The 21,147-nt window shown below is 74.6% G+C and carries 20 protein-coding genes and 1 pseudogene; 6 read left to right on the forward strand and 15 right to left on the reverse strand.

Features of this window, described 5'->3' with window-relative positions; translation table 11 throughout:
- Positions 1 to 79: 79 nt before the first annotated feature.
- Positions 80 to 508 carry an organic hydroperoxide resistance protein gene (locus tag AC0VX2_RS10775; protein WP_036341242.1) on the forward strand — a complete coding sequence of 143 codons (429 nt, stop codon included), beginning with the start codon at positions 80 to 82 and terminating at the stop codon, positions 506 to 508.
- On the opposite strand, the gene AC0VX2_RS10780 is transcribed toward AC0VX2_RS10775, so the two are convergent.
- A complete protein-coding gene (locus tag AC0VX2_RS10780; RefSeq protein ID WP_036341245.1) occupies positions 490 to 951 on the reverse strand; it encodes a DUF805 domain-containing protein in 462 nt (153 codons plus the stop codon). The genes AC0VX2_RS10775 and AC0VX2_RS10780 overlap by 19 nt on opposite strands.
- 82 nt (positions 952 to 1,033) lie before the next feature.
- Between AC0VX2_RS10780 and AC0VX2_RS10785 the strand changes: the two genes are divergently transcribed.
- Both AC0VX2_RS10785 and AC0VX2_RS10790 read left to right on the forward strand, forming a co-directional pair.
- The gene (locus tag AC0VX2_RS10785; protein WP_010080009.1) at positions 1,034 to 1,705 is read left to right on the forward strand and encodes an SGNH/GDSL hydrolase family protein; all 672 of its coding nucleotides are present in this window, start codon (positions 1,034 to 1,036) and stop codon (positions 1,703 to 1,705) included.
- A 508-nt stretch (positions 1,706 to 2,213) separates the two neighbouring features.
- Complete coding sequence (locus AC0VX2_RS10790; protein ID WP_098094159.1) at positions 2,214 to 2,660, forward strand: hypothetical protein; 447 nt, start codon at positions 2,214 to 2,216, stop codon at positions 2,658 to 2,660.
- Positions 2,661 to 2,898: 238 nt separating this feature from the next.
- Here the strand turns inward: AC0VX2_RS10790 and AC0VX2_RS10795 are convergent, their stop codons facing one another.
- Positions 2,899 to 4,380: an outer membrane protein assembly factor BamB family protein gene (locus AC0VX2_RS10795; RefSeq protein ID WP_136940232.1), complete on the reverse strand. Its 1,482-nt coding sequence runs from the start codon at positions 4,378 to 4,380 to the stop codon at positions 2,899 to 2,901.
- Between the two features lie 143 nt (positions 4,381 to 4,523).
- On the opposite strand from AC0VX2_RS10795, the pseudogene AC0VX2_RS10800 reads away from it, so the two are divergent.
- A pseudogene (locus tag AC0VX2_RS10800) lies at positions 4,524 to 4,694 on the forward strand (acyl-CoA dehydrogenase family protein); the annotation flags it as partial.
- 43 nt (positions 4,695 to 4,737) lie between these two features.
- On the opposite strand, the gene AC0VX2_RS10805 reads toward AC0VX2_RS10800, so the two are convergent.
- Positions 4,738 to 5,970 carry an aminotransferase class I/II-fold pyridoxal phosphate-dependent enzyme gene (locus AC0VX2_RS10805; protein WP_134416922.1) on the reverse strand — a complete coding sequence of 411 codons (1,233 nt, stop codon included), beginning with the start codon at positions 5,968 to 5,970 and terminating at the stop codon, positions 4,738 to 4,740.
- A 156-nt stretch (positions 5,971 to 6,126) separates the two neighbouring features.
- Positions 6,127 to 9,558: a DEAD/DEAH box helicase gene (locus AC0VX2_RS10810; RefSeq protein WP_020626546.1), complete on the reverse strand. Its 3,432-nt coding sequence runs from the start codon at positions 9,556 to 9,558 to the stop codon at positions 6,127 to 6,129.
- A gap of 135 nt (positions 9,559 to 9,693) precedes the next feature.
- Here AC0VX2_RS10810 and AC0VX2_RS10815 point away from each other — a divergent pair, with 135 nt between their 5' ends.
- The gene (locus tag AC0VX2_RS10815) at positions 9,694 to 11,379 is read left to right on the forward strand and encodes an SDR family oxidoreductase (RefSeq protein WP_020626545.1); all 1,686 of its coding nucleotides are present in this window, start codon (positions 9,694 to 9,696) and stop codon (positions 11,377 to 11,379) included.
- Here the strand turns inward: AC0VX2_RS10815 and crtX are convergent.
- The 9 genes from crtX to AC0VX2_RS10860 all read right to left on the reverse strand — a co-directional run bounded on the left by crtX (position 11,364) and on the right by AC0VX2_RS10860 (position 18,679).
- Positions 11,364 to 12,155 (reverse strand): C50 carotenoid glucosyltransferase CrtX, encoded by a 792-nt coding sequence (gene crtX / locus AC0VX2_RS10820; protein WP_020626544.1) that lies wholly within the window; start codon positions 12,153 to 12,155, stop codon positions 11,364 to 11,366. The genes AC0VX2_RS10815 and crtX overlap by 16 nt on opposite strands.
- Positions 12,152 to 12,703, reverse strand: coding sequence for a DUF2238 domain-containing protein (locus AC0VX2_RS10825; protein ID WP_169577817.1), 552 nt, complete (start codon positions 12,701 to 12,703; stop codon positions 12,152 to 12,154). The genes crtX and AC0VX2_RS10825 overlap by 4 nt, the downstream gene beginning before the upstream one ends.
- A gap of 1 nt (position 12,704) precedes the next feature.
- Positions 12,705 to 13,061 (reverse strand): C50 carotenoid gamma-cyclase subunit beta CrtYh, encoded by a 357-nt coding sequence (crtYh, locus tag AC0VX2_RS10830; protein WP_020626542.1) that lies wholly within the window; start codon positions 13,059 to 13,061, stop codon positions 12,705 to 12,707.
- Positions 13,058 to 13,447, reverse strand: a complete 390-nt coding sequence (gene crtYg, locus AC0VX2_RS10835; RefSeq protein ID WP_020626541.1) for a C50 carotenoid gamma-cyclase subunit alpha CrtYg — start codon at positions 13,445 to 13,447, stop codon at positions 13,058 to 13,060. The genes crtYh and crtYg overlap by 4 nt, the downstream gene beginning before the upstream one ends.
- On the reverse strand, positions 13,417 to 14,301 hold the full coding sequence (locus tag AC0VX2_RS10840) for a prenyltransferase (RefSeq protein ID WP_020626540.1): 885 nt from the start codon (positions 14,299 to 14,301) through the stop codon (positions 13,417 to 13,419). The genes crtYg and AC0VX2_RS10840 overlap by 31 nt, the downstream gene beginning before the upstream one ends.
- Positions 14,298 to 15,998, reverse strand: coding sequence for a phytoene desaturase family protein (gene crtI, locus AC0VX2_RS10845; RefSeq protein ID WP_020626539.1), 1,701 nt, complete (start codon positions 15,996 to 15,998; stop codon positions 14,298 to 14,300). The genes AC0VX2_RS10840 and crtI overlap by 4 nt, the downstream gene beginning before the upstream one ends.
- Entirely contained in the window at positions 15,995 to 16,891 is an 897-nt protein-coding gene (locus tag AC0VX2_RS10850) for a phytoene/squalene synthase family protein (protein WP_020626538.1), read from the reverse strand. The genes crtI and AC0VX2_RS10850 overlap by 4 nt, the downstream gene beginning before the upstream one ends.
- Before the next feature lies 1 nt (position 16,892).
- The gene (locus AC0VX2_RS10855; RefSeq protein WP_010079993.1) at positions 16,893 to 17,969 is read right to left on the reverse strand and encodes a polyprenyl synthetase family protein; all 1,077 of its coding nucleotides are present in this window, start codon (positions 17,967 to 17,969) and stop codon (positions 16,893 to 16,895) included.
- A 161-nt stretch (positions 17,970 to 18,130) separates the two neighbouring features.
- Positions 18,131 to 18,679: a hypothetical protein gene (locus AC0VX2_RS10860; RefSeq protein ID WP_020626537.1), complete on the reverse strand. Its 549-nt coding sequence runs from the start codon at positions 18,677 to 18,679 to the stop codon at positions 18,131 to 18,133.
- Positions 18,680 to 18,825: 146 nt separating this feature from the next.
- On the opposite strand from AC0VX2_RS10860, the gene idi reads away from it, so the two are divergent.
- Complete coding sequence (gene idi / locus AC0VX2_RS10865) at positions 18,826 to 19,455, forward strand: isopentenyl-diphosphate Delta-isomerase (RefSeq protein ID WP_020626536.1); 630 nt, start codon at positions 18,826 to 18,828, stop codon at positions 19,453 to 19,455.
- Positions 19,456 to 19,485: 30 nt separating this feature from the next.
- Here the strand turns inward: idi and trxA are convergent, their stop codons facing one another.
- Both trxA and AC0VX2_RS10875 read right to left on the reverse strand, forming a co-directional pair.
- Positions 19,486 to 19,926, reverse strand: a complete 441-nt coding sequence (gene trxA, locus AC0VX2_RS10870; protein WP_051995255.1) for a thioredoxin — start codon at positions 19,924 to 19,926, stop codon at positions 19,486 to 19,488.
- Between the two features lie 199 nt (positions 19,927 to 20,125).
- On the reverse strand, positions 20,126 to 21,133 hold the full coding sequence (locus tag AC0VX2_RS10875; protein ID WP_148408581.1) for an IS481 family transposase: 1,008 nt from the start codon (positions 21,131 to 21,133) through the stop codon (positions 20,126 to 20,128).
- Positions 21,134 to 21,147: the final 14 nt, after the last annotated feature.

Raw genomic sequence — 21,147 nt, forward strand, 5'->3', positions numbered from 1 at the left:
GATCGCGGACTACCTTGGACCGTGGCCGCCGTCGAGCGGCCCCCGGCACCCCGGGCCAGACACCGTCAAGGAGCACACCGTGATCGAGATCGAGCCCCTCTACACCACCGAGGCCATCGCCACGGGCGGCGGCCGCAACGGCCACGTCCGGACCGCGGACGGCCGCGTCGACATGGACCTGGCGATCCCCGCCGAGATGGGCGGCAGCGGCGACGGCGCCAACCCCGAGCAGCTCTTCGCCGCCGGCTACGCCGCGTGCTTCCACTCCGCCCTGCAGAGCGTCGCCCGCCAGGCCAAGAAGAAGCTCGGCGACTCCTCCGTGGGCGCCCGCGTCTCGATCGGCAAGGCCGGCGAGGGCTTCGGCCTGGCCGTCACCCTCGAGGTCGTCATCCCGGACCTGCCCCAGGACGAGGCGCAGCAGCTCGCCGACGCCGCCCACCAGGTCTGCCCCTACTCCAACGCCACCCGCGGCAACATCCGCGTGGACGTTCAGGTCGTCGACGACTGACCGCTCGGCGCGGCGGCCTCCGCGGCCACCCGCGGATCCGAGGGCTGGAGCACCATCACCAGCAGGGCGATCGCACCGAGCACGGGCAGCAGCGCCAGGAGCAGCCAGGCGCGGCTGAGCCCGGCGTCGTGCAGGCGCCGGGCCGTCAGCGCCCAGGCGGGCACCAGATGGAGCAGGCCCCAGACCCCCGAGAAGGCCTGGTAGGCCTCGGTCATCGAGTCGACGGCGGGGACGCTGAGACCGCTGACCGCGAAGCCGGGGAACACGACGGCGGAGGGGGTGGCCGTCGTCGTGTCCGCCCCGAGGGCCCCGAACAGGAGGGTGATGCCGAGGGACGCGAGGGACAGGTACAGCACCACCCACCAGAACTCGGCGCGCCCGGCCCGGCCGCCGAACTGCGCGTAGCGTCCGTAGAAGCGGCCCACGGCCCGGAGGAACGTCATGGCCGGATCCTGGCCCATGAGGTGGCCCGAGTCGAGGCCCTCCCGCGTGTCCGCACGTCAGGGCGCCGGTAGCCTGGCGCGCATGCCCTCCCCCTCCGGCTGGCAGGCCCAGCACGACGCCGACTACCGCGCCCACTGGCACGCCCTCGCCGCCCGCGCGGACCCCGACGCGCTCACGTGGGTGGTGCTGGGCGACTCGGCCGCCGTCGGGATCGGGGCCGAGAGCGTGGAGCGCACGTACGTGGCCCAGGTGGCCGAGCGGGTGGCCGCCGAGACCGGCCGGCCCGTGCGGGTGGTGAACCTCGCCGTCAGCGGGGCCATGGCGAAGGACGTGCTCGCCGACCAGCTGCCCCTCATGCCGGCGAGCGGGGTGGACGCGGTGACGTGCGTCGTCGGCGGCAACGACGTCACCTGGGCTTGGCGGTTCCGCGAGGCCGCCTTCGAGGAGCCCCTCGAGGCGATCGCCCGCGCCCTGCCCGCCGGCGCCACGCTGGGCCTGGTCCCGACGTTCCGCATCCCGCCGTTCGAGGCTCGCGTGCGCCGGGCGAACACGGTGGTGCGGCGGGTGGCCGCCCGGCACGGCCTCGGCGTGGCGGACGTGCACGCGGCCACGTGGCGGCGGAATCTGAGGCACCAGGTCAGCCGCCTGGCCCGGGACCTGTTCCACCCCAACGGCGCCGGCTACGAGGACTGGGCCGCGGCGGTCGCCCCCGAGGTGCTGCGGCAGGTGCGGGGTCAGGCACCGGCCGCCTGAGGACTCCTCCCCGCCGCGCGCGAAGCGCACATCCGGCGTCCCTCACACCGGGGGCTAGACGGGGACCCATGCGATGCATAGTCTCCCCTCACGCACTGCACGACGACCGGTCGGGCCGGCGTCCGGGAGCACGGGCTCCCCCGACCGACGGAGGTCCGCCTTGACCCCCTCACCCCCTTCCCTCCGCTCCGCCCGCCATGCCCTCCCGGCCACGACGGCGGCCCTGACCCTGGCCCTCACGCTCGCCGGCTGCTCCGGCGGCGGGGGCCCAGCGACGGCGTCCGGCACCACACCCTCCCCTGCGGCGTCCTCCGACACGACGCCGTCCCCGTCGAGCACGTCCGAGACCACCACGCCGTCCGCGGGCGGGCCAGCCTCCGGCACCACGGCGCCGAGCACTCCGGCGCCGGCCTCCGGGAGCGCCACGCAGGGTTCGGGCGGCGGCTCCACCGCCGGTGCCGGGTTCGTGCCCGAGGGCGCCGATCCCGCCAGGAACGGGGCTCTGCCGTTGAGCGAGGGCTTCCTCGCCGCCCTCCCGGAGGCCGCCGTCACGCACCGGGCGGGCAGTCCGACGGAGGACCCCCTGGCCCGGGCCCTGGAGGGCGTCGAGCTGCCCGGCACGCCCACGACGGACGTCAACGTGATCGCCTCCGAGCTGCAGGGCCTCCAGACCCCCGGGGAGGGGGGCGCGGCGATGGGCGGCGAACGCCCCGAGGGCACCCTGCGCCTGATGCTGCTGTGCGACGACCCGGACGCCGGCCCGTCCTCGGTGGGCATCCTCGGGGCGGACGGCTTCGCCGCCTACCAACCCCTGGGGTGGTCGGACCGCTGCGGCGGATACGTCGTCATGGTGCCGGAGTCGGACGCGGAGGACCTGGTGGTGAGCGCCGAGGCCCCCGAGGGCACCCGGTACCGCCTGAGCGTGATCACGGACCACGATCCGGTGGCCAACTGACCCCACCATCCCCGGGGCATCCTCTCCGGCAGGCCCTCCTGGATCCGGCAGGCCCTCCCGGAGCGGGGCCTGCGGACAGGCGGGCGGGGCCGCGTCCCCACGACGCGACCCCGCCCTCCTCCATCCACGGGCCGGCGGCAGGTGCCGGCCCTGGCCGTCAGCGTCCCCACGACGCCCCCGGCCGCCGACCGGGCACCCCTCCCCACGAAGGGCGCCCGGCCGGAGTCTCGTCACACGATCAATGGTCGTGCCCCTCGTGGCCCTCCGAGGGCTCGGCGCCGTGGTCGTGGCCCTCGTGGCCGTCGTCGTCGTGGTCCTCGTCACCGTGCGCGCCCTCCTCGGGCTTCACGGACTCCGGCTGGCCGGTGACCACGGCCATCTCGACCGGGGCGAACTCCAGGTCCTTCTCCAGGACGGTCTCACCGGTCTCCAGGTCCACGGCCACGAGCCTCCGGTTCTCCGCGTCCGTCACGTAGGCGGTGTTCCCGGCGACCTTCAGGATCGGACCGGGCTCCTGCCACTCGTCCTTCTCCTTCCACGGCTCGATCACCGGGTACTCGGCGGTGACCTCACCGGTCTCCTCGTCGATCACGGTGACCTCGCCGTCGTAGGTCAGCACGACCGCGGAGCCGTCCTCAGCGCGGCCGAGCGAGCGGAACCAGTAGGACGAGCCGAGGTCCACGGTGGTGAGCTCATCGGTGCGGGTGTCGATGAGGGCGATCCCCGTGGGCCGCTCGACGGCTTCCTTCGGCTCCTCCTCGACCTTGTGATCACCCAGGACGATGGGTGAGTCATGCAACCCGAACAGGTTCCCGGAGCGCTGGTACTCGGTCTCGACCTCCACCTTGTGGAACTCGCCGTCCCGGTACACGACGGGCCCGTTCTCGCAGCCCATCACGACGACGTCGCCCGCCTCCGTCGGCTGGGCCGCGGCCTCGCCGTGGCTGCCGGGGCAGTCGTCGGTCTCGGCCGTGACCTCGCCGGTCTTCGGGTCGATCACCTGGAGCGTGTTCCGGGAGTCCTCGGTGCCCTGCGTGGTGAAGAGGGTGCCGTCGGAGAGCTCGAGCGCCACGCCGTGGTGCGGGTCCTCGGTCTCGGCCTCCGTCATGACGGGCATGAGGTCCGGGGTCGCCTTGTCCAGGTGGGTCGAGTCGAAGGTCCGGATCGCGCCCGTGCCGTCCGCGAAGAGGGTGGTCTTGCCGTTGTGGGTGACGACGTGGCCGGGATGCTCACCCGGGAACGTTACGCCGGTCATGCCGGGCGCGGACTCGTAGTTGTGGACGTGATCGCCGTGGGCCTTGGCCTGGATGCCGGTGGAGAACACCTCCCAGCCCTTCCCGGTGGTCACCAGGACGTCCTTGCCGTTGCCGGCGTTGCTCAGCCGCGTGAAGCCCGTGATGTCCTGCTCCTTCACCACCTCACCGGACTCGGCGTCGAGCAGCGTGAGCCCGTCCTCGTGCGAGAGCAGGATGCGCGGCGTCACCGCGGAGACCTCGGTGGTCTGGGTCGGGTCGACGCGGTCCTCCGCGGAGACGGAGGAGGCCGCCGTCGCCTCACCCGCCGGCGACTGGGCGCCGCCCGCGGCGGAGGCGGGTGCCGACGTCGGGCCGGACGGGTCGGCGTCCGCGCCGCACGCCGTCAGGGCGATGGCCGCGGCGGCGAGGGTGGCGGAGAAGGTGGCGGTGCGCGTGGAACGGCGCTGCGGGGCGAAGTGGGACACGGGGAGCCTTTCACGAGGGCGAGAAGATGCGACTGATTCACAATAAGGACTGTTGCGGATGGTTCGCAATACTGCGGTGGACCTCACCCCGTCATCCCGGCGGCGCCGACGGCGCGCCCCCGTCGCGGGAACCGGCACGTGACGCCCTCGAGCGCGCGGCGACCCGCCTGTTCGAGGTGGGCGGGGCCTCCGCGACCCTGCGCACACGCGGGCTGGACCGGCATGGGCGCAATGCGCGGGTGCTGGTCAGCCACAACCCGCTGATCTACCGCGCCCGACTGCTCGGCGACCGGGCCGTCACGGACACGCCGGTCGGGCGGCTGAGGCGTCGGGCGGTGCGGCGAGTGGCGGAGCCCGTCAGGCCAGGCCGCGCGCCGCATGCCAGGCGGCGATCCGCTCGAGCGCCTCGTGGACGGCGTCCGGGCCGGCGGCGAAGGAGAGCCGGACGGACTCGGGCCCGTGGACGGCGTCGAAGTCGTCGCCGGGGGTCAGCGCGACGCCGGCCTCCTCCAGCAGGGCGGCGCAGTAGCCGACGGCGCTGCCGAACTCCGCCAGCATGCCCGGGGCGAGACGGGCCCAGAGGTAGAAGGCGCCGTCGGCGGGGGCGGCGTCGGCCCAGCCGAGCCGGGGCAGGGCGGCCAGCACTACGCCGCGCGTCGCCGTGAAGCCGCCGGCCTGCTCGGCACAGAACGCGTAGGACTCCTCGCTGAACGCGTGGACGGCCGCCTCCTGGGCCGCGGCGGGCGGGCAGAGGGCGACCGAGCCGGCGAGGCCGTCGACCGCGGCGGCGAGGTCGTCCGGCATGAGCATCCAGCCCAGCCGCCAGCCGGGCATGCCCCAGTACTTGGAGAACGAGCTGACCACGAGCGCGGTGCGGGAGGTGCGCCATGCGCAGGCGCCGAGCCCCTCCCCGTCCGTGTGCACGATGCCGTGGTAGATCTCGTCCGAGACGAGCCGCACACCGCGTTCCTCGCACCAGCGGGCGAGTTCGGCGAGCTCGGCGGCGCTGACCATCGTGCCCGTGGGATTGGCCGGGGAGGCGAGCACGAGCCCCGCGACCGGGCCCTCCGCGAGCGCCGCCTCCAGGTGGGCGACCGTGGGCTGGTAGCGGGTGCCGGCGTCGACGTCCACGTCCACCACCTCCACCCCGAGCGCCGTGAGGATGTTGCGGTACGCCGGATAGCCGGGGCGCGGCAGGAGCACGCGGTCCCCCGGGGGGAACGCCGCGAGGAAGCCGAGCATGAACGCCCCCGAGGAGCCCGTGGTGATCGCGACCTGCTCGGGGCGCACGTCGAGCCCGTACCAGCGGCGGTAGTGGCCGGCGACGGCGGCCCGCAGCTCCGGCAGGCCCAGCGCCGGGGTGTAGGTGAGGGCACGGCCGGAGGCGTGGACGGCGGCGGCCGCGGCGTCGACGGCGGGCGGGGCGCCCCCGCCCGGCTCCCCCGCGCACAGGCTGACGACGTCGTGGCCGGCGGCGCGCAGTGCGGCGACCCGGCCAAGGATGCTCATCACCGTGAACGGCGGCACCTGCGACCGGGCGGACGGCACGAAGGTGGGGGTGGTGGTGCTGGAACGGGACGGGCGACGCATGGCCCGAGGCTACCCCCCGCTTTCGTTCGGGAAACGGCGCCCCGGGGACGACTTTCGTTGACGAAACGGGCGGGCGGGACGCCGTTTCATCAACGAAAACGTCGCGACACGCCGCCGTTTCGTGAACGAAAACGTCCGGCCCGCCTCGCGCGGCCCTCACTCCTCGGCGCCGAGCAGCTCCCGGATGTCCTCGGCGGTGAGGGAGTCGGTGAAGGCGCCGGCGCCGGAGTCGTCGGACTCGTCCATGAGCGCGCCGAACAGCTCGGCCTTGCGCCGCTGCAGCTCGAGCACCTTCTCCTCGATCGTCCCCTCGGACACGAGCCGGTAGACCATCACGGTCCGCTCCTGCCCGATCCGGTGCGCCCGGTCCACGGCCTGCGCCTCCGCGGCGGGGTTCCACCACGGATCCATGAGGAACACGTAGTCCGCCTCGGTCAGGGTCAGGCCGAAGCCGCCCGCCTTCAGGGAGATCAGGAACACCGGCGCCTCGCCCTCGCGGAAGCCGCGGATCACGTCGGCGCGCCCGCGCGTCGAGCCGTCGAGGTACGCGTGCTCGATCTCCAGGTGGTCCAGCTCCTCGGCGATCACCCGCAGGAAGCTCGTGAACTGGCTGAACACGATCACGCGGTGCCCCTCGCCGATCACCTCGGTGAGGTCGTCGAGGAACCGCTCGAGCTTGGAGCTGGGCACGGAGGCGTACTGGTCGTCCACGATCTGCGGCGCCAGCGCCAGCATCCGCAGCAGCGTGAGCGACGTGAAGATGGTGAACCGGTTGCCGTCCATGTCCCCGAGCAGCCCCAACACCTTGCGGCGCTCGCGCTGGAGCACGCGGTCGTAGAGCTTGCGGTGGGCCGGCTCGAGCTCCACCTGGAGGATCTGCTCCTGCTTGGGCGGCAGGTCCTTCGCCACGAGCTCCTTGGAGCGGCGCAGCATGAACGGGCGCACGCGGCGGCGCAGGGCCGCCATCCGCTCGGGGTCCTCCCCGGTCTCGATGGGGGTCACGTAGGTCTCGCGGAACCGGCGGTGGCTCGGGAACAGGCCCGGCACGACGACGCCCAGCAGCGCCCACAGGTCGCTGAGGGAGTTCTCCATCGGCGTGCCGGTGATGGCCAGCCGGAAGGGGGCGCGCAGGTCGCGGGCCACCGTGTGCACCTTCGCGGCGCGGTTCTTCAGGAACTGGGCCTCGTCGAAGACCACCCCGCCCCAATCGAGTCCGCCGTACTGGCCGGCGTCGATCCTCAGGAGCGTGTAGCTGGTGACCACCACGTCCGCCCCCGCCACCTCGTCCGCCACGGCGGTGCCGCGCTTGCGGGTGGTGGTGTCCAGGACGCGCACGTCGAGGTCCGGGGTGAACTTCTCGGCCTCGGCCGCCCACACGGACACCACGGAGCTCGGCGCGACCACGAGGAACGGCGGCCGCTCGGGCCGGGCCTGGCGTGCGTGGGCGAAGAGCGCGAGGGTCTGGACGGTCTTGCCCAGGCCCATGTCGTCGGCCAGGATCCCGCCGAGGTCCTGCTCCCACAGGAACGCGAGCCAGCGCAGGCCCTCCTCCTGGTAGGGGCGCAGGTCGGCCTTCAGGCCGGCGGGGCGCGGGGCCTCGGGGAGGCGCTCGACGGCGGCCAGACGCCCGACGGCGGCGGTCCACTCCGGGTCCTCGTCCACCTCGTCCGCGAGCTCCTTGAGGTCCTCCCAGAAGCCGACCTGGTGCCGTGAGACGGGGGTGTGCTCCGGGGTCCACTCCTGCAGGGTGGCGGCCTCGGAGAGCAGGGCGCGCAGCCGGTCGAAGGCGGGGTGATCGAGGCCCAGGTAGGAGCCGTCCGAGAGGATCAGCGTGGTCCTGCCCTGCACGAGCGCGGTGAACAGCTCCACGAACGGCAGCACGTGCCCGTCCACGGAGACCTGCACGCCCAGGTCGAACCAGTCGTTCTGCGTGGCCTTCGTGCCGACCTCGATGCGCGGGGCGGCCTTCAGCTCGCGGTAGTCGGGGCGGTCGCCGGTGACGTCCACGCGCACGTGGTCGGCGCGCTGCAGCAGCGGCAGCACCTGCTCGGAGAACCGGGCGGCGCCCACGCCCTCGAGGACCTGCTCCTCCGCACGGCCGGCGCGCGGCCAGAGCTCGGCCACGGCGCGCAGCACCGCGTCCTCGTGCCGGGTGTCCCGCAGGGGGTCGCCGCCGGCGTCGAGACCGAGTTCGCGGGGCGGGTCGAAGTAGAGCCAGGACCAGCGCAGCACGAGCTCGTGGCCGGGTCGGAAGTCGGCGCGCAGCCGCAGCACGGGCGGCTCGAACTCGGGCAGCTCCACGGAGGCGTCGCCGCTGGTCACGGGCAGGGCGCCACGCAGCCGCGGGTAGATCCGGCCGAGGAACTCCTCGCGGTCCGCGGCGGGCACGCGCACGGGCCCGCCGGCGAGCACGAGCTGCTGCACGGCCTCGGGGACGGGGCGTGCGGCGGGGATCAGGTGGAGCACGGCCTCCTCGTCCGTGAGCTCCACGCGGTAGAAGCCGATGCCGCCCACGGCGTGCACACCGCTCAGCCCGGGGCCGGGCGGGGCCGGGTCCAGGGACGGGGCCACGTCCAGACCGCCGTCGGGGGCGGCGGTGACGTCCAGCCCGACGGCGACGGGCGCCTCCAGCACCACGTCCGTCAGCAGCCCCAGCGGCACGAGCTCCACCCCGACCTCGCGGGCCTCCGCGAGCAGCTGCCAGATCCGCGGGGAGTCGAAGACGTGCAGACCGAACCAGGCGTCGCCCGGGTAGGAGTCCTCGGCCTGGACCTGACGCCAGATCAGGCGCATCGCCCGCTCCTGGGCGGGGGCGAACTCGGCGCGCGGGAACTGGAACGCCTTCCACGTCAGCCCGCCCTTGATCCACGTCCCCTTGGCCCCGCGCTTGAGCGGGCGCACGGTCACGTACAGCGGGCGGCCCTCGCGCACCTGCTCCTCCCCGGCGGTCGCCGGGCCCCACTGCTGGAACGCGTTGCGGGAGGACTCGGCCACGAGCTCCACGCCGATCGCCAGCGCGGGCGGCGTGCCCACCCGGCGCGGGCCGTGGAGTCCGGCCAGCGGCTCCATGACCCGTCGCCAGTCCAGGCCGGCAGGGGGTGGGGGTGCCGCCCCGTCCGCGGCCGGGGCGTCGAGGCCGGCCGGGCCGCCGCCGTCGTGGCCCCGGCCGGCGGGCGCGGGCAGCGCGTCCGCCGTGGTGACCATCTCGGCGAGCTTGCGGCGGGCGTCGTCGAGGGCCTGGTCGGCGTCGAGGCGGACCACCTGGTAGAGCGCGGCGGCCACGTGCTTGCAGTCCGTCCCGACCGGGCACGTGCAGCGCCCGCCCACCGGCTCCATGAGGGCGCCGGCGCCGTCCTCGGCGGCGTCGTCGTAGGCCTCCTGCAGCTGCACCTGCACCCGGTAGGGGCTGGGCGCGGTGCCCTGGACGGAGGCGCTCAGACGGCCGGTGGCGGCGTCATAGCGCAGGCGCCCCACGGCACCCGACGCGGCCACGGCGAAGCCGCGGTCCGCACTGGTGGGCCCGACGACGGCGCGGATGGCCTCGGTGCGCAGGTGCGGCAGGACGTCTCCGGAATCTGCAGTGGCCATAGCGAGCAGTCTTTCACGGACCGTGCCGGGCCCGCTCCGACCGACACCGGCCCGGCGGCGTGCCGACCACCCCGTTCCCGGGCCCGCACACCTGAGACCTTCAGCCCGACCCGCCCCGGACCCTAGAGTGCGCCCATGGCGTCCACACAGCCCTCCCCCGTCCCCGCCGGTGCCACGCCGGCGTCCCACACCTCCCCCCTCGGCCTGTCCCTGCCGGACGGCCGGGGCCGTCGCGTCCTCGTCACCGGTGCCACCGGGTACGTGGGCGGGCGCCTCATCCCCGAGCTGCTCGCCGCCGGCTTCGACGTCCGGGCCGGCGCCCGGAACCCCTCCGACCTCGCGGACCGACCGTGGTCGGACAGCATCGAGGCGGTGGAGCTCGACCTCACCGAGGTGGACCTCGTGGAAGCCGCCATGCAGGACGTGCACACCGTGCTCTACCTCGTGCACTCCATGGGCGGGGGCGGCGACTTCGTGGCCCAGGAGCAGCGGATCGCGGACATCGTGGGCACCGCCGCGGACACGGCCGGCGTGGCCCAGCTCGTCTATCTCTCCGGCCTGCACCCGGACACGGTCCCCGTCGCGGAGCTGTCCGACCACATGCGCTCCCGCGCCCTCGTGGCCGAGCGTCTCGAGCGGGCGGCGACCCCGGCGCTGACGTTCGAGGCCGGGGTGATCATCGGCTCGGGCTCCACCTCGTTCGAGATGATCCGCCATCTCGCCGAGCGGCTGCCCGTGATGCCCGGCCCGTCCTGGCTGAGGAACCGGGTGGAGCCGCTGGCCATCCGCGACGTCCTGTACTACCTCCTGCAGGCCTGCGCCCTCCCGGAGCCCGTGCAGCTGAGGGCCCAGATCGGCAACGGACACCCCCAGTCGTTCGCGAGCGTGCTGGTGGACTACGCCAAGGCCGCCGGCCTGTCCCGACGCATCGTGATCCCCACCCCGTTGCCCTTGAAGACCCTGGCGGGCTTCTGGATCGGCATGGTGACCCCCATCCCGGTCGCGGTGGCCCTGCCCCTGGCCGCATCCCTCGCCGAGGAGGCGGTCGTGGAGGACCGCTCGGTCCGCGACCTCATCCCGGACCCGCCGGGCGGGCTGACCTCCTACATGGACGCCGTGCGGCTGGCGCTGAAGCGGGAGAAGGAGGGTCCCCTGGACGTCACCTTCGACGCGGACCTCCAGAGCTCCGCGGACCCGGCCGCCTCCCTGCCCTCGGATCCCGAGTGGGCCGGCACCACGGTCTACACGGACGAGCGCGAGCGCGAGTCCGACCTGCCCGCGCAGGAGGTGTGGCCGGTGATCGAGTCGGTGGGCGGCGCCAACGGTTGGTATTCCACCCCGCTGCTGTGGAAGATCCGCGGGCTGATGGACAAGTTGGCCGGCGGGCCCGGCCTGACCCGCGGCCGGCGGGACCCGAACCACCTGCGACGCGGCGACGCCGTGGACTGGTGGCGGGTGGAGGACGTGGAGCCGGGGCGGCGGCTGACCCTGCGGGCGGAGATGAAGGCCGGCGGGCGGGCCTGGCTGCAGCTGAGCACCGAGCCGCGGGAGGGCGGAGGCTCCGTCTACCGCCAGCGGGCGGTCTTCATGCCGGACGGCCTGCTCGGACGCGCCTACTGGACCGCCATCCTGCCCTTCCACGCCGTGGTGTTCCCGGAGATGGCCGCGAACATCCTGGCCGAGGCCAGGCGCCGGCACGACGGCGGCGAGCGTCCCCGCACCCGCGGCCTGCTGCGGCCGCTGGTGGACCGGCTGCCCCTGCGTCGCAACCCGTTGGACAGGCGAGCCCGCGGCGCCGGCGGCGCTCAGTCGCGGGACTGACCGTCGGGGCCACGCCCCCAGTGGGGCCGGGGGCGTGACCGGGCCGCCCGGCGCAGCCACCGCCGCCCGGGGGACAGCCGGGCCCAGTTGACCTGCAGGGTGGTGACCGCCATCCGGCCCTGCCGCACCCGCTGGCGCAGGGAGTGGAAGATGCGCCCGGCGACCTCCACCCGCAGGTCCGGATCGAACCGGATCCGGCGGCCGGCCAAGGCCAGCTGGAAGGACAGGTCCAGGTCATCGTGCACGTCCCCGCGCTCGCGGTGGACGCGGGTCCGCACAGCCTGCCACGCCTCGGCGCGCAGGGCGCAGTTGGAGCCCCAGACGGGGGTGGCCGCCACCGCGGCGCCCGCCCCCCAGCGGTACGCGCCGGTGTAGAGCGCCGCCCGCACCCGTCCCCGGAGGCCGGGCTGGTCGTGGAAGGTCCCCGGCCCGGTGAGGGCGTCGAGCCCGGGGTCGGCGTCGAACCGGGCCACGATCCGTTCGAGCCAGTCCGCGGGCATCCGCGTGTCGGCGTCGCAGCGCGCCAGCAGCTCCCCGACCGCGGCGTCCAGGCCGGCGGCCGCCGCGGCCGGGACCCCGCGGCGCGGCTCGCGCACCACCCGCGCGCCGGCGGCGCGGGCGAGCACCGCCGAGTCGTCCACGCAGCCGTTGTCCACCACCACCACCTCCAGCGCCGGCCGGCTCTGGGCGGCCAGCAGGGCGAGACACACGCGCAGGTGCTCGGCGTCGTCGAGCACCGGGACGACCACGGAGACCGTGGGGCGGGCCGGGGTCACCGGATGCGCTCCCGGCGCACGGCGAGGGCGGCGCCGATCCCGGCGCCGACGAGATCGGCGGCGAGGTCGCCGATGGTGTCCGTGTAGCCCACACCGATCTCGGGGGTCACCGCCGTGTGCCCCCACCATTCGGCCAGCTCCCACACCACGCCCAGGGCCACGGCGGCGGCCGCGATCCCCAGCCCGGCCAGGCCCGGGCCGAGCAGGGCCACGGCCTGCCCGGCCTCGGTCCCCCGACGCCGGAGCCATGCCCCCACCACCAGTGCCGTCAGACAGGCGACCACGGCGGAGGCGGCGGCGTGCACGAGCAGGTCCAGCCACGGCACCCGCGGGTAGAGGCCGATGACGCTCAGCCACCCGGCCAGCAGCAGGACCGCCTGCGCGGCCCAGTCCAGGGCGCCGCCCGGGGCGAGCCAGCGGGTGAGCCACTGGGAGCCGAACACGAGCAGCATCGCCGCCGCGGACGGCCATCCGGCGTGCACCGCCGCGACCGGGACGAGGATCAGGCCGAGCGCGCGCAACAGGTCTGCGGGGATCAGCGGCAGCATGTCAGCGATCGTCCGGGTGGGGGCGGCGTCCCGGCCGAGGGCCGCGCCGACCGGCACGACCACGGCTCGTCAGCAGCAGCCAGAGCGCCGGCAGCAGCAGGGCGGAGCCGAGCGGGTAGGCGAAGTCCTCCACGGGCGCCTGGCCCACGTAGGCACCCACCAGCAGCTCATGGCCGTAGTCGAAGAGCCCCGCGGCGATCATCACGTTGTCGAAGACCGCCGTGAGGGCCCACAGGGCCACCAGGGTGGCCGCCACGGCCCGCAGGTGCTCGCCCCGCACGCGGCCGACGAGGGCGGCGCCCACGAGCACGGCCAGGGCGAAGCCCACGAAGACGAGGACGAGGTCGAGGAAGGTCACCGGCTGCCCCCGTCGGTCGGATCGGCCGGCGTCGCGGCACGGGCGTCGCGTCCCCGGCCGCGCAGCAGGCGCAGCGCCCCGGTGAACAGCACCATCGTGATCTGGCTGAGGAAGAGCAGGAAGAACCCCTCCTCCAGGGGCAGCTGGGGGGCGAGCATCACCCCGGTCATGTAGGGCGACTGCCGGTGCAGGAACACGCCTTCGGCGATCCCCCACAGGTCCCAGGCGACGAAGTAGGCCACCCCGGCGGCCAGCACCAGCAGCGCCGGGAGCGGGCGATGCCACAGGAACAGCTCGAAGCGCCGGTCCACCAGCAGCATGCAGCCGATGACACCCAGCAGGGCCAGCAGGTAGATCATGCCGCCGCCCCCCGGGTCAGCGCCCACCCGATCAGCAGCAGGGTCACGAGGAAGCCGGTCACGTAGTTCAGGGGGAGGAACAGCTGCCAGCCGCGGTGGGCCGCGCCCGAGGTGGCGTCCGTGATGCGGCGGAAGCGCAGGGTGTTCACCACGTAGGGCACGGCCAGCAGCGCCGCGAGCGGGCCCGGCGGGTCGGTGGCCAGCAGCAGCAGGCCCGCCGCCGCGTACAGGCCGGCGGCGAGCAGGACGGTGCGCCGGGCGCCCAGCACGGTAGCCACCGAGGCCAGGCCCCCCTCCCGGTCCGGCACCACGTCCTGCACCGCCCCGAACATCTGCGAGGCCATGCCCCACAGGAAGAAGGCCCCCAGCAGCGCCGCCAGGGCGGGCGTGGGGGTCGCCCCGGCCAGCACGAGGCCGTAGACCGCGGGGGAGACGAAGTGGGTGGCGGAGGTCGCAGCGTCCAGGAAGGGCCGCTCCTTGAACCGCAGCCCGGCCCAGGAGTACGCCACCACCGCGAACAGGCTCACTGCCAGCACCAGCACGGCGGCCCACTCGCCCCGCATGGCGGACCAGCCCGCGAGCACGGCCACGAACGGCACGGGCAGCAGCACCGACCACGCCAGCACCCGGCGGCGCACCGCGGGGTCGCCCAGCACGGAGCCCTCCACGCCCCCCTTGCGGGGGTTGCGCAGGTCCGAGGCGAAGTCGAACACGTCATTGATGCCGTACATGGCCAGGTTGTAGGGCACCAGGAAGAACACGACGCCCAGGACCACCAGCCACGCGGGCAGCCCCCCGGTCAGGATCGCGGCGGCGGCGAACGGGTAGGCCGTGTTCACCCAGCTGACCGGCCGGGACGCCCAGAAGAGGGTGCGGATCATGTGCCGCTCCCCCCGGGGCCCGCGGGCCGGGCCCTGCGCGCGTCGTGGCGCAGTTCGTCCCGGACCACTTCGGCGGAGATCAGGCACATGGGCACCCCGATGCCCGGGCGCACCGAGGAGCCCGCGTACATCAGGCCGGCCACGTCCGCGTCCCGCACCGAGGGGCGGAACATGGCCGACTGCGCCAGCGTGTGCCCGGGGCCCAGCAGCGAGCCCCGCCAGGCGTGCACGTCCGCGGCGAAGTCACCGGGCCCGTAGGTGCGCCGCACCACGATGCGCTCGGCCAGGTCGGGGATCCCGGCCCAGCGGGCCAGCTGATCGAGGGCCCGGTCCGCCACGGCCTCCACCTGGGCGTCCCCGGTGCGGTCCACCCGCCAGCCCTGGCCGTCACGGACCCGGATGCCGCCGCGCCCCCACCCCGGCTCGGCGGGGGCCGGGACGAGGATGAACAGGTTCTCGTCGCCCTCCGGGGCCACCCCCGGGTCCGTGGCGGAGGTGCGCGAGACGTAGATCGACGTATCCGCGGCGAGGTCCTCTCCCCGCTCGATGCGCCCGAAGTTGTCCTCCCAGTCCGCCGTGAACAGCAGGGTGTGATGGGCCAGCTGGGGCAGGGATCCGCGCACCCCCACGCACACGAGCACGCCGGAGGGACCGGGGTCGCGCCGGTCCCACGTGGACTCCGCGACGCGCCGGCCGGGAGGCAGCAGACGGGTCTGCACGTGGTGCAGGTCCGCGGCGGCCACCACCACATCGGCGTCGAGGCGTCCCGCGGCGCCGTCGTCGGACCGCCAGGCGACGCCGGTCACCTGGCCCGGGCGGCGACGTCGGCCCTCGTCCCCGCGGGCTGCTCCCGGCCTGGGCAGGCGGGCGGCCAGGCGTCCGAGGCGGCCGGCGGGGGCGGGACGGTCCACCACCTCGACGGCGGTCGCCTCGACCCCGGTGCGGATCTCCACGCCGGCCTCGCGCACGACCTCCGCCATGGCGTCCACGAGGGCCGCGAACCCGCCGAGGGGGTACTGCACGCCGTCGGCGAGGTCCAGATGGGACATCAGGTGGTACATGGCGGGGGCACGGTCGGGGGACGTGCCGAGGAAGACCGCCGGGTAGCCCAGGATCTGGCGCAGCCGGGGATCCTGGAAGCGGGCCGCCACGTGGGAGCGCAGGCCCCCCAGCAGCTGGGGCCCGAGGGCCGGCAGGGCGCGCAGGACGTCCGGGTGGGCCAGGGCGGCCGGCCGGCGGAAGTCCGTGTAGAGGAAGTGCTCCTTGGCGAGCCCGTAGATCCGGGACGCGGAGTCGAGGTAGGCCCGCAGCCGGCGCCCGGCGCCGGGCTCGAGGGACTCGAACAGCGTCTCCGCGTGGCCGGTGCGCACGTCCACGGGGGGCTCGTGGAGGTGCCCCTCGAAGTACACCCGGTAGCCGGGGTCCAGACGGCGCAGGTCCAGCCGTTCGGCGGCGGAGGTCCCCATGAGGCGGAACCAGCGGTCGATCACCTCGGGCATCAGGTACCAGGAGGGCCCGGTATCGAAGGTGAACCCCGCCTCAGACCAGCGTCCGGCACGGCCGCCCAAGACGGCGCCGCGCTCCAGCAGCGTCACCCGGTGCCCGTCGCGGGCCAACAGGCCCGCCGTGGCCAGTCCGGCGAACCCGCCGCCCACCACCACGGTGCGCGGGCCGAGAGCGGTGTCCCGGGCGCTCATCGGCGGCCTCCCCGGCGGCCCCGTGCCAGGACGCGGGCGGCGATCCGGGCCTTCTGATGGTCCGGCACCCGGACACGGCGGTGGGCCAGCTCGGCCGCCGGGGTCGCCTCGATCCGGTCCACCAGGGCCGCGAACAGTCCGTGCGCCAGGGCCACGGCGCGCCCGGCCCCGGGGTCCAGGACACGGATGCCGGGCAGGGCGGCGTCGAGGTCGGCGCGGACCTCGGCCACGAGCTCGGCCTTGCGGGCCTCGGTGAGCACGCCCGGTGCGGCACCGGGCAGGTAGGTGCGGCCCAGCTCGTGGTGGTCCGCGGCCAGGTCCCTGAGGAAGTTGACCTTCTGGAACGCCGCCCCCAGCCGGGAGGCCTGCGCGCGCAGCTCCTGCCGCTGGCCCGGGGTCCGGGCCCGCGTGCCGGGGAGGGAGAGGAAGACCTGCAGGCACATCAGCCCCACCACCTCGGCCGAGCCGTGGATGTAGGCGTCCAGCGACTCGGCGCCGTGCTCGCGGATCCCCAGGTCCGCGCGCATGGAGGCGAAGAAGGGACGGGTCAGCTCCGGGGTGATGCCGTGGCGACGGGCCACGTCGGCGAAGGCGTGCAGGACCGGGTCGGTGGCGAAGCCCGACGCCATCGCGGCCTCACACGCCCGCTCGTAGTCGTCCAGGGCGGCGCGGACCCCGGCCTCGTCGAGCCCGGCGGCCACCACGACGCCGTCGACCACCTCGTCGGCGACGCGGACCATGGCGTAGATCGTGGCCACGTCCTGGCGTGCCTGCCGGGGCAGGGTGCGGCAGGCCCAGGAGAAGGACGTGGAGTAGCGGCGGATCACCTGGGCCGCTGCGGCGTGGGCCGTCCGCGTGTACAGCGCGGCAGGGCTCGGGGTGGGCGCGGCCATCTCAGGACCTCCGGGTCAGCACGGCGTGGCAGGCGTCGGCGAACTCCGCCCGGACCGTCTCGTCCAGGGGCAGGGCCGCGATGCGCTCGCGGGCGCGGACGGTGAGCTCGGCGGCGACGTCGAGGGCGTGCTCCCGGGCACCGGCCGCCTCGAGGGCGCGGCGGGCGGCCTCGATGTCCGCGGGGGTGGCCGGGCCCGCGTCGAGCAGGGCGCGGACGGCGGGGATGCGGCGGCCGTGGGCGGTGAGCACGGTGGCCTTGCCCTCGCGCAGGTCGCCGTCGGCGGACTTGCCGGTCTCCCCGGGATCGCCGAACACGCCGAGGACGTCGTCGATCACCTGGTAGGCGGCGCCGAGGTCGGCGCCGGCCTCGCCCATCGCCCGGGCGAGGTCGGGATCCGCCCCGGCCAGGAGGGCGCCGGCGCGCAGGGGCGCGCCGACCGTGTAGTGCGCCGTCTTGAGCCGTTGCATGGCGAGGATGCGGTCGGGATCGGGCTCCTCACCGGTGTGGCGGGACAGCCCCAGGAGCACGTCTTCGAGCTCGCCGGCCGCGGTCACGGCGGCGGCGTCGAAGACGACGGCGGCGGCCTCGGCGGCCCGGGCGGTGTCGGCGGCACAGGTGGCGGCGAGCCGGAACGCCTGGGTGAGCAGGACGTCCCCCGCGATGAGGGCGACGGCGACCCCGGCGTGGGCGGCGTCCGCGGCGGGCACCCCGCGGGCCTCGAGGCGGTGCCGGGCGGAGGCGTGCACGGCGGGCTGGCCGCGCCGCAGCACGTCCCGATCGATGACGTCGTCGTGGACGAGCAGCGCGGTGTGCAGCAGTTCGAAGGCGGCCCCGAGTCGGTCGACGGCAGCGCGGCCGGACGGAGGGACCGGGTCGGCGGTCGCCAGGCGCCAGCCGAGCTCGACGAGACGGGGGCGGATGAGCTTGCCGGCGCCCACATGGACGTGGAGCGAGTCGAGCAGCTCGGCGAAGGCGGCGGATCCGGGTGCCTGGGCCGCGGCATGTCGGAGCGCGGCGTCCAGCTCGGCGGTCACCCCGGAGAGCGCGGCCTCGCCGCCCGTCCTCGCTTCACCCATGGCGCCTCCTCGGTGGCGGACACGACGCGGCACCGACCGCCGCATCTGTTCGACCGTCTAACTTCTGGACGCAGAAGACACTACGGGCCTCGCCGGTCCCGCGTCCATGCGCGGCGGTCCCGGGCGGCGCGATCTCACGACGCACGGGGCCGCCGTCGGGATCAGGCGTCGGCGGACGCCGTCTCCAGGGTGATCTCCGGGTCCACGATCTGACCCTCCCACTCACCGGAGACCCCGTACACGACGCAGTGCTTCTCGTCGGTGCCGTAGTTGCCCAGCTCGGAGGAGGTCAGGACGGCCCCGTTCAGCTGGTCCTCCTTCTCCTCGCTCAGGCGCTGGGCCTGGGCGGTGCAGGTCTGGGCGGCGGCCGGGTCGGCCTCCTCGCCCTCGGCCACGGCCGGCACGGCCCACAGGTACTCCGCGGTGTGGGCGCCCTCGCAGTCGGTGGTCTCGAAGGAGGACAGGTCACGGGCGCCGAGCGGGGCGGTGAAGCACGTGCCGGCCTCGTAGTCGGCCGGGGCCGCGGACAGCGACGACGCCGAGGCGGACGACGACTCCGCACCCTGCGCGGACGCGGAGGCGGGCGCCGTCGTCGAGGCGGACGCGTCGGCGTCGGACGAGTCCTGACCGCCGCACGCGGTGAGGGCCAGCAGCGCGGCAGCGGACAGGCCGGCAAGACGGGCGGAACGGGACAGGGCGGCGAAGGCCATGGGGGTGCTCTCCTCGAGTGACGTGGGACGCGCCGGGGTGTGGCGCCGACCTCAGCACTCTAGCCACGCCCGGCCATCAGGATCGGGCCGGGGTGACATGGCCCACATCTGATGGGCGGCCCGGCTCGCCTGCCACACTGAGAGGCATGCAGACCCCGGCCACGCCCTCCCCGCACGACCACCCCTCCCCCGTCGCCCGACCGTGGATGGCGGCCTCGGACGTCCCGGTCGCAGGCCCCGACGACGTCGAGCGCGTGGTCCTGCTGTCCCCGGCGGGCGAGGCCGTGGGCACGGAGGCCAAGGCCACGGTCCACCGCCGCACCGAGGACGGCGGCACGCCCCTGCACCTGGCCTTCTCCTGTCACGTGTACGACGAGGCCGACCGGTTCCTGCTCACCCGCCGGGCGCTGGGCAAGGCGGCGTTCCCCGGGGTGTGGACCAACGGGTTCTGCGGGCACCCCGGCCCCGGCGAGTCCCCCGCGGAGGCCGTGCTGCGCCGCGCCCCGCAGGAGCTGGGCGTGGAGGTGTCCGACGTCGTCGAGGTGCTCCCCGACTTCCGCTACCGGGCCGCGGACGCCTCCGGCATGGAGGAGCACGAGATCTGCCCGGTGTTCCGGGCCCGGATGCACGGCGACCCCGCCCCGGAGCGGGACGAGGTCGCGGAGTGGTGCTGGGTGGAGCCGGCCGATCTGGCCGCCGCCCTGGCCGCCGTCCCCCGGGCGTTCAGCCCGTGGCTCGTGGAGCAGTGGCAGCAGGGGGCGTTCGACCCGCGGTGAGCGGCCGGCGCGGCGACGCCGCGCGGGCCGTCAGCGGCCGTTGACGTCGTCGAGGTGGGCGGCGGTGGACTGCACGGCCTCGTCCTGCCCCGGCTCGGCGTCGCCCTGCTGGCCCTGCTGCTCCTCGGCCAGGCGGCGGACCTCTGCGATGTCGAGGCCCTTGACCTGGTCGAGCAGCTGCTCGAGCGCGGTGCCCGGCAGGGCGCCGGCCTGGGAGAACACGAGCACGCCGCCGCGGAAGGCCATGAGCGTGGGGATGGAGGTGATGCCGGCCATCGCCGCCAGCTGCTGCTGGTCCTCCGTGTCGACCTTGGCGAACACGACGTCGTCGTGCTTCTCCGAGGCGGCCTCGAACACGGGGGCGAACTGGCGGCACGGGCCGCACCAGCCGGCCCAGAAGTCCACGAGCACGGTGTCGTTCTCGGCGACGGTGGAGCCGAACTCCTCGAGGGTCAGGTCCTTGGTGGCCACGGTGGGTCCTTTCGTCAGCGGGGCCGACGCGCTCACGCCGGCGATCGTCCTGCCGACCACAACGGACACCCCGCCGCACCTATTCCGCCCCACCCCACTTTCGTTCGGGAAACGGCGGCGTGTCCCGGCACTTTCGTTCGAGAAACGGGCGCCTTCCACGCACTGTCGCGGCCGAGACGGGAGCCGTCGTCGTCGCTTCCTAGATGTAGGAGGGCATGACGTTGTTGACACGCACCGGGGCCAACGAGGCCGGTGGAGCATCTCCGCAGGAGGTATGCGGCCGATGGTAGTTGTAGTGATTCACCCACACCTGAAGGGCCTCACGCCGAGCCCGCTCTGAGGTGTAGGGGCGGGCGTAGAGGACCTCATCGACCATCAGCCGGTTGTAACGTTCGACCTTCCCGTTGTGACGCGGGGTGTAGGGGCGGATCCGGTGATGCCGGCCCCCGAGCGAGACCACCTTCCGGGTGAAGTCCACGGCCCGGTAGTTGTTGCCGTTGTCCGTGATCACCCGGTCCACGGTGATGCCGTGGGCGGCGAAGAACGCCCTCGCCCGGCAGAAGAACCCGATCGTGGTCACCGCCTTCTCGTCCTCCAACGCCTCGGTGTACGCCAGGCGGGTGTACCCGTCGATCGCCGAGTGCAGGTAGGTGTAGCCGACCCGCTGGCCAGACCCCCGCTTGGAAGCACGCCCTGCCTCACTGTCTCTTCCGTGGGCGCGCCAGCCTCCCCCTTCAGGGATGCGCCCGATTTTCTTCACGTCCAGGTGCACCATGTGCCCCGGGCCGCGGGCGGTGATCTTCTGGGGTCGTTGGCGGAGGTCTTCTCCGGCTGGGGTCAGGTCCCGTAGGCGGGAGATCCCGAGTCGGTGCAGCCACCTCCCCACGGTGCGCAGGCACACCTGGTGGCCTTCGGAGGCGAGGTGGTGATGGATGCGCCGGGCGGACCACTTCTCGGCCCGGCGCAGGGCCTCCAGCTCGGCCACGATCGCGGGGTCGAGCCGGGCAGGTGAGCGATGGGGCCGGCTCGACCGGTCTTGCAGTCCTGCCTCGCCTTCGGCACGGTAGCGGGCGACCCAGGTGGCCACCGTGGGCCGACTGACGCGGAACTCCGCGGCCACGTGGGACTGCGGGATCCCGTCGTTCAGGTGGCGGTGGACCATGCGCAGCCGGCCGGTGGGGGTCAGAGGTGCGTTAGCGTGAGTCACGAGCGGGCTTCCTT

The organism is Micrococcus sp. iso_239, assembly GCF_056173395.1.

What these genes read in the sequence shown, in the direction of transcription:
- AC0VX2_RS10780 (WP_036341245.1), bottom strand. Translation starts at nt 951, where the DNA reads ATGACGTTCCTCCGGGCCGTGGGCCGCTTCTACGGACGCTACGCGCAG.
- AC0VX2_RS10785 (WP_010080009.1), top strand. Translation starts at nt 1,034, where the DNA reads ATGCCCTCCCCCTCCGGCTGGCAGGCCCAGCACGACGCCGACTACCGC.
- AC0VX2_RS10805 (WP_134416922.1), bottom strand. Translation starts at nt 5,970, where the DNA reads ATGCGTCGCCCGTCCCGTTCCAGCACCACCACCCCCACCTTCGTGCCG.
- AC0VX2_RS10810 (WP_020626546.1), bottom strand. Translation starts at nt 9,558, where the DNA reads ATGGCCACTGCAGATTCCGGAGACGTCCTGCCGCACCTGCGCACCGAG.
- AC0VX2_RS10815 (WP_020626545.1), top strand. Translation starts at nt 9,694, where the DNA reads ATGGCGTCCACACAGCCCTCCCCCGTCCCCGCCGGTGCCACGCCGGCG.
- AC0VX2_RS10825 (WP_169577817.1), bottom strand. Translation starts at nt 12,703, where the DNA reads ATGCTGCCGCTGATCCCCGCAGACCTGTTGCGCGCGCTCGGCCTGATC.
- AC0VX2_RS10840 (WP_020626540.1), bottom strand. Translation starts at nt 14,301, where the DNA reads ATGATCCGCACCCTCTTCTGGGCGTCCCGGCCGGTCAGCTGGGTGAAC.
- crtI (WP_020626539.1), bottom strand. Translation starts at nt 15,998, where the DNA reads ATGAGCGCCCGGGACACCGCTCTCGGCCCGCGCACCGTGGTGGTGGGC.
- AC0VX2_RS10850 (WP_020626538.1), bottom strand. Translation starts at nt 16,891, where the DNA reads ATGGCCGCGCCCACCCCGAGCCCTGCCGCGCTGTACACGCGGACGGCC.
- AC0VX2_RS10855 (WP_010079993.1), bottom strand. Translation starts at nt 17,969, where the DNA reads ATGGGTGAAGCGAGGACGGGCGGCGAGGCCGCGCTCTCCGGGGTGACC.
- AC0VX2_RS10860 (WP_020626537.1), bottom strand. Translation starts at nt 18,679, where the DNA reads ATGGCCTTCGCCGCCCTGTCCCGTTCCGCCCGTCTTGCCGGCCTGTCC.
- idi (WP_020626536.1), top strand. Translation starts at nt 18,826, where the DNA reads ATGCAGACCCCGGCCACGCCCTCCCCGCACGACCACCCCTCCCCCGTC.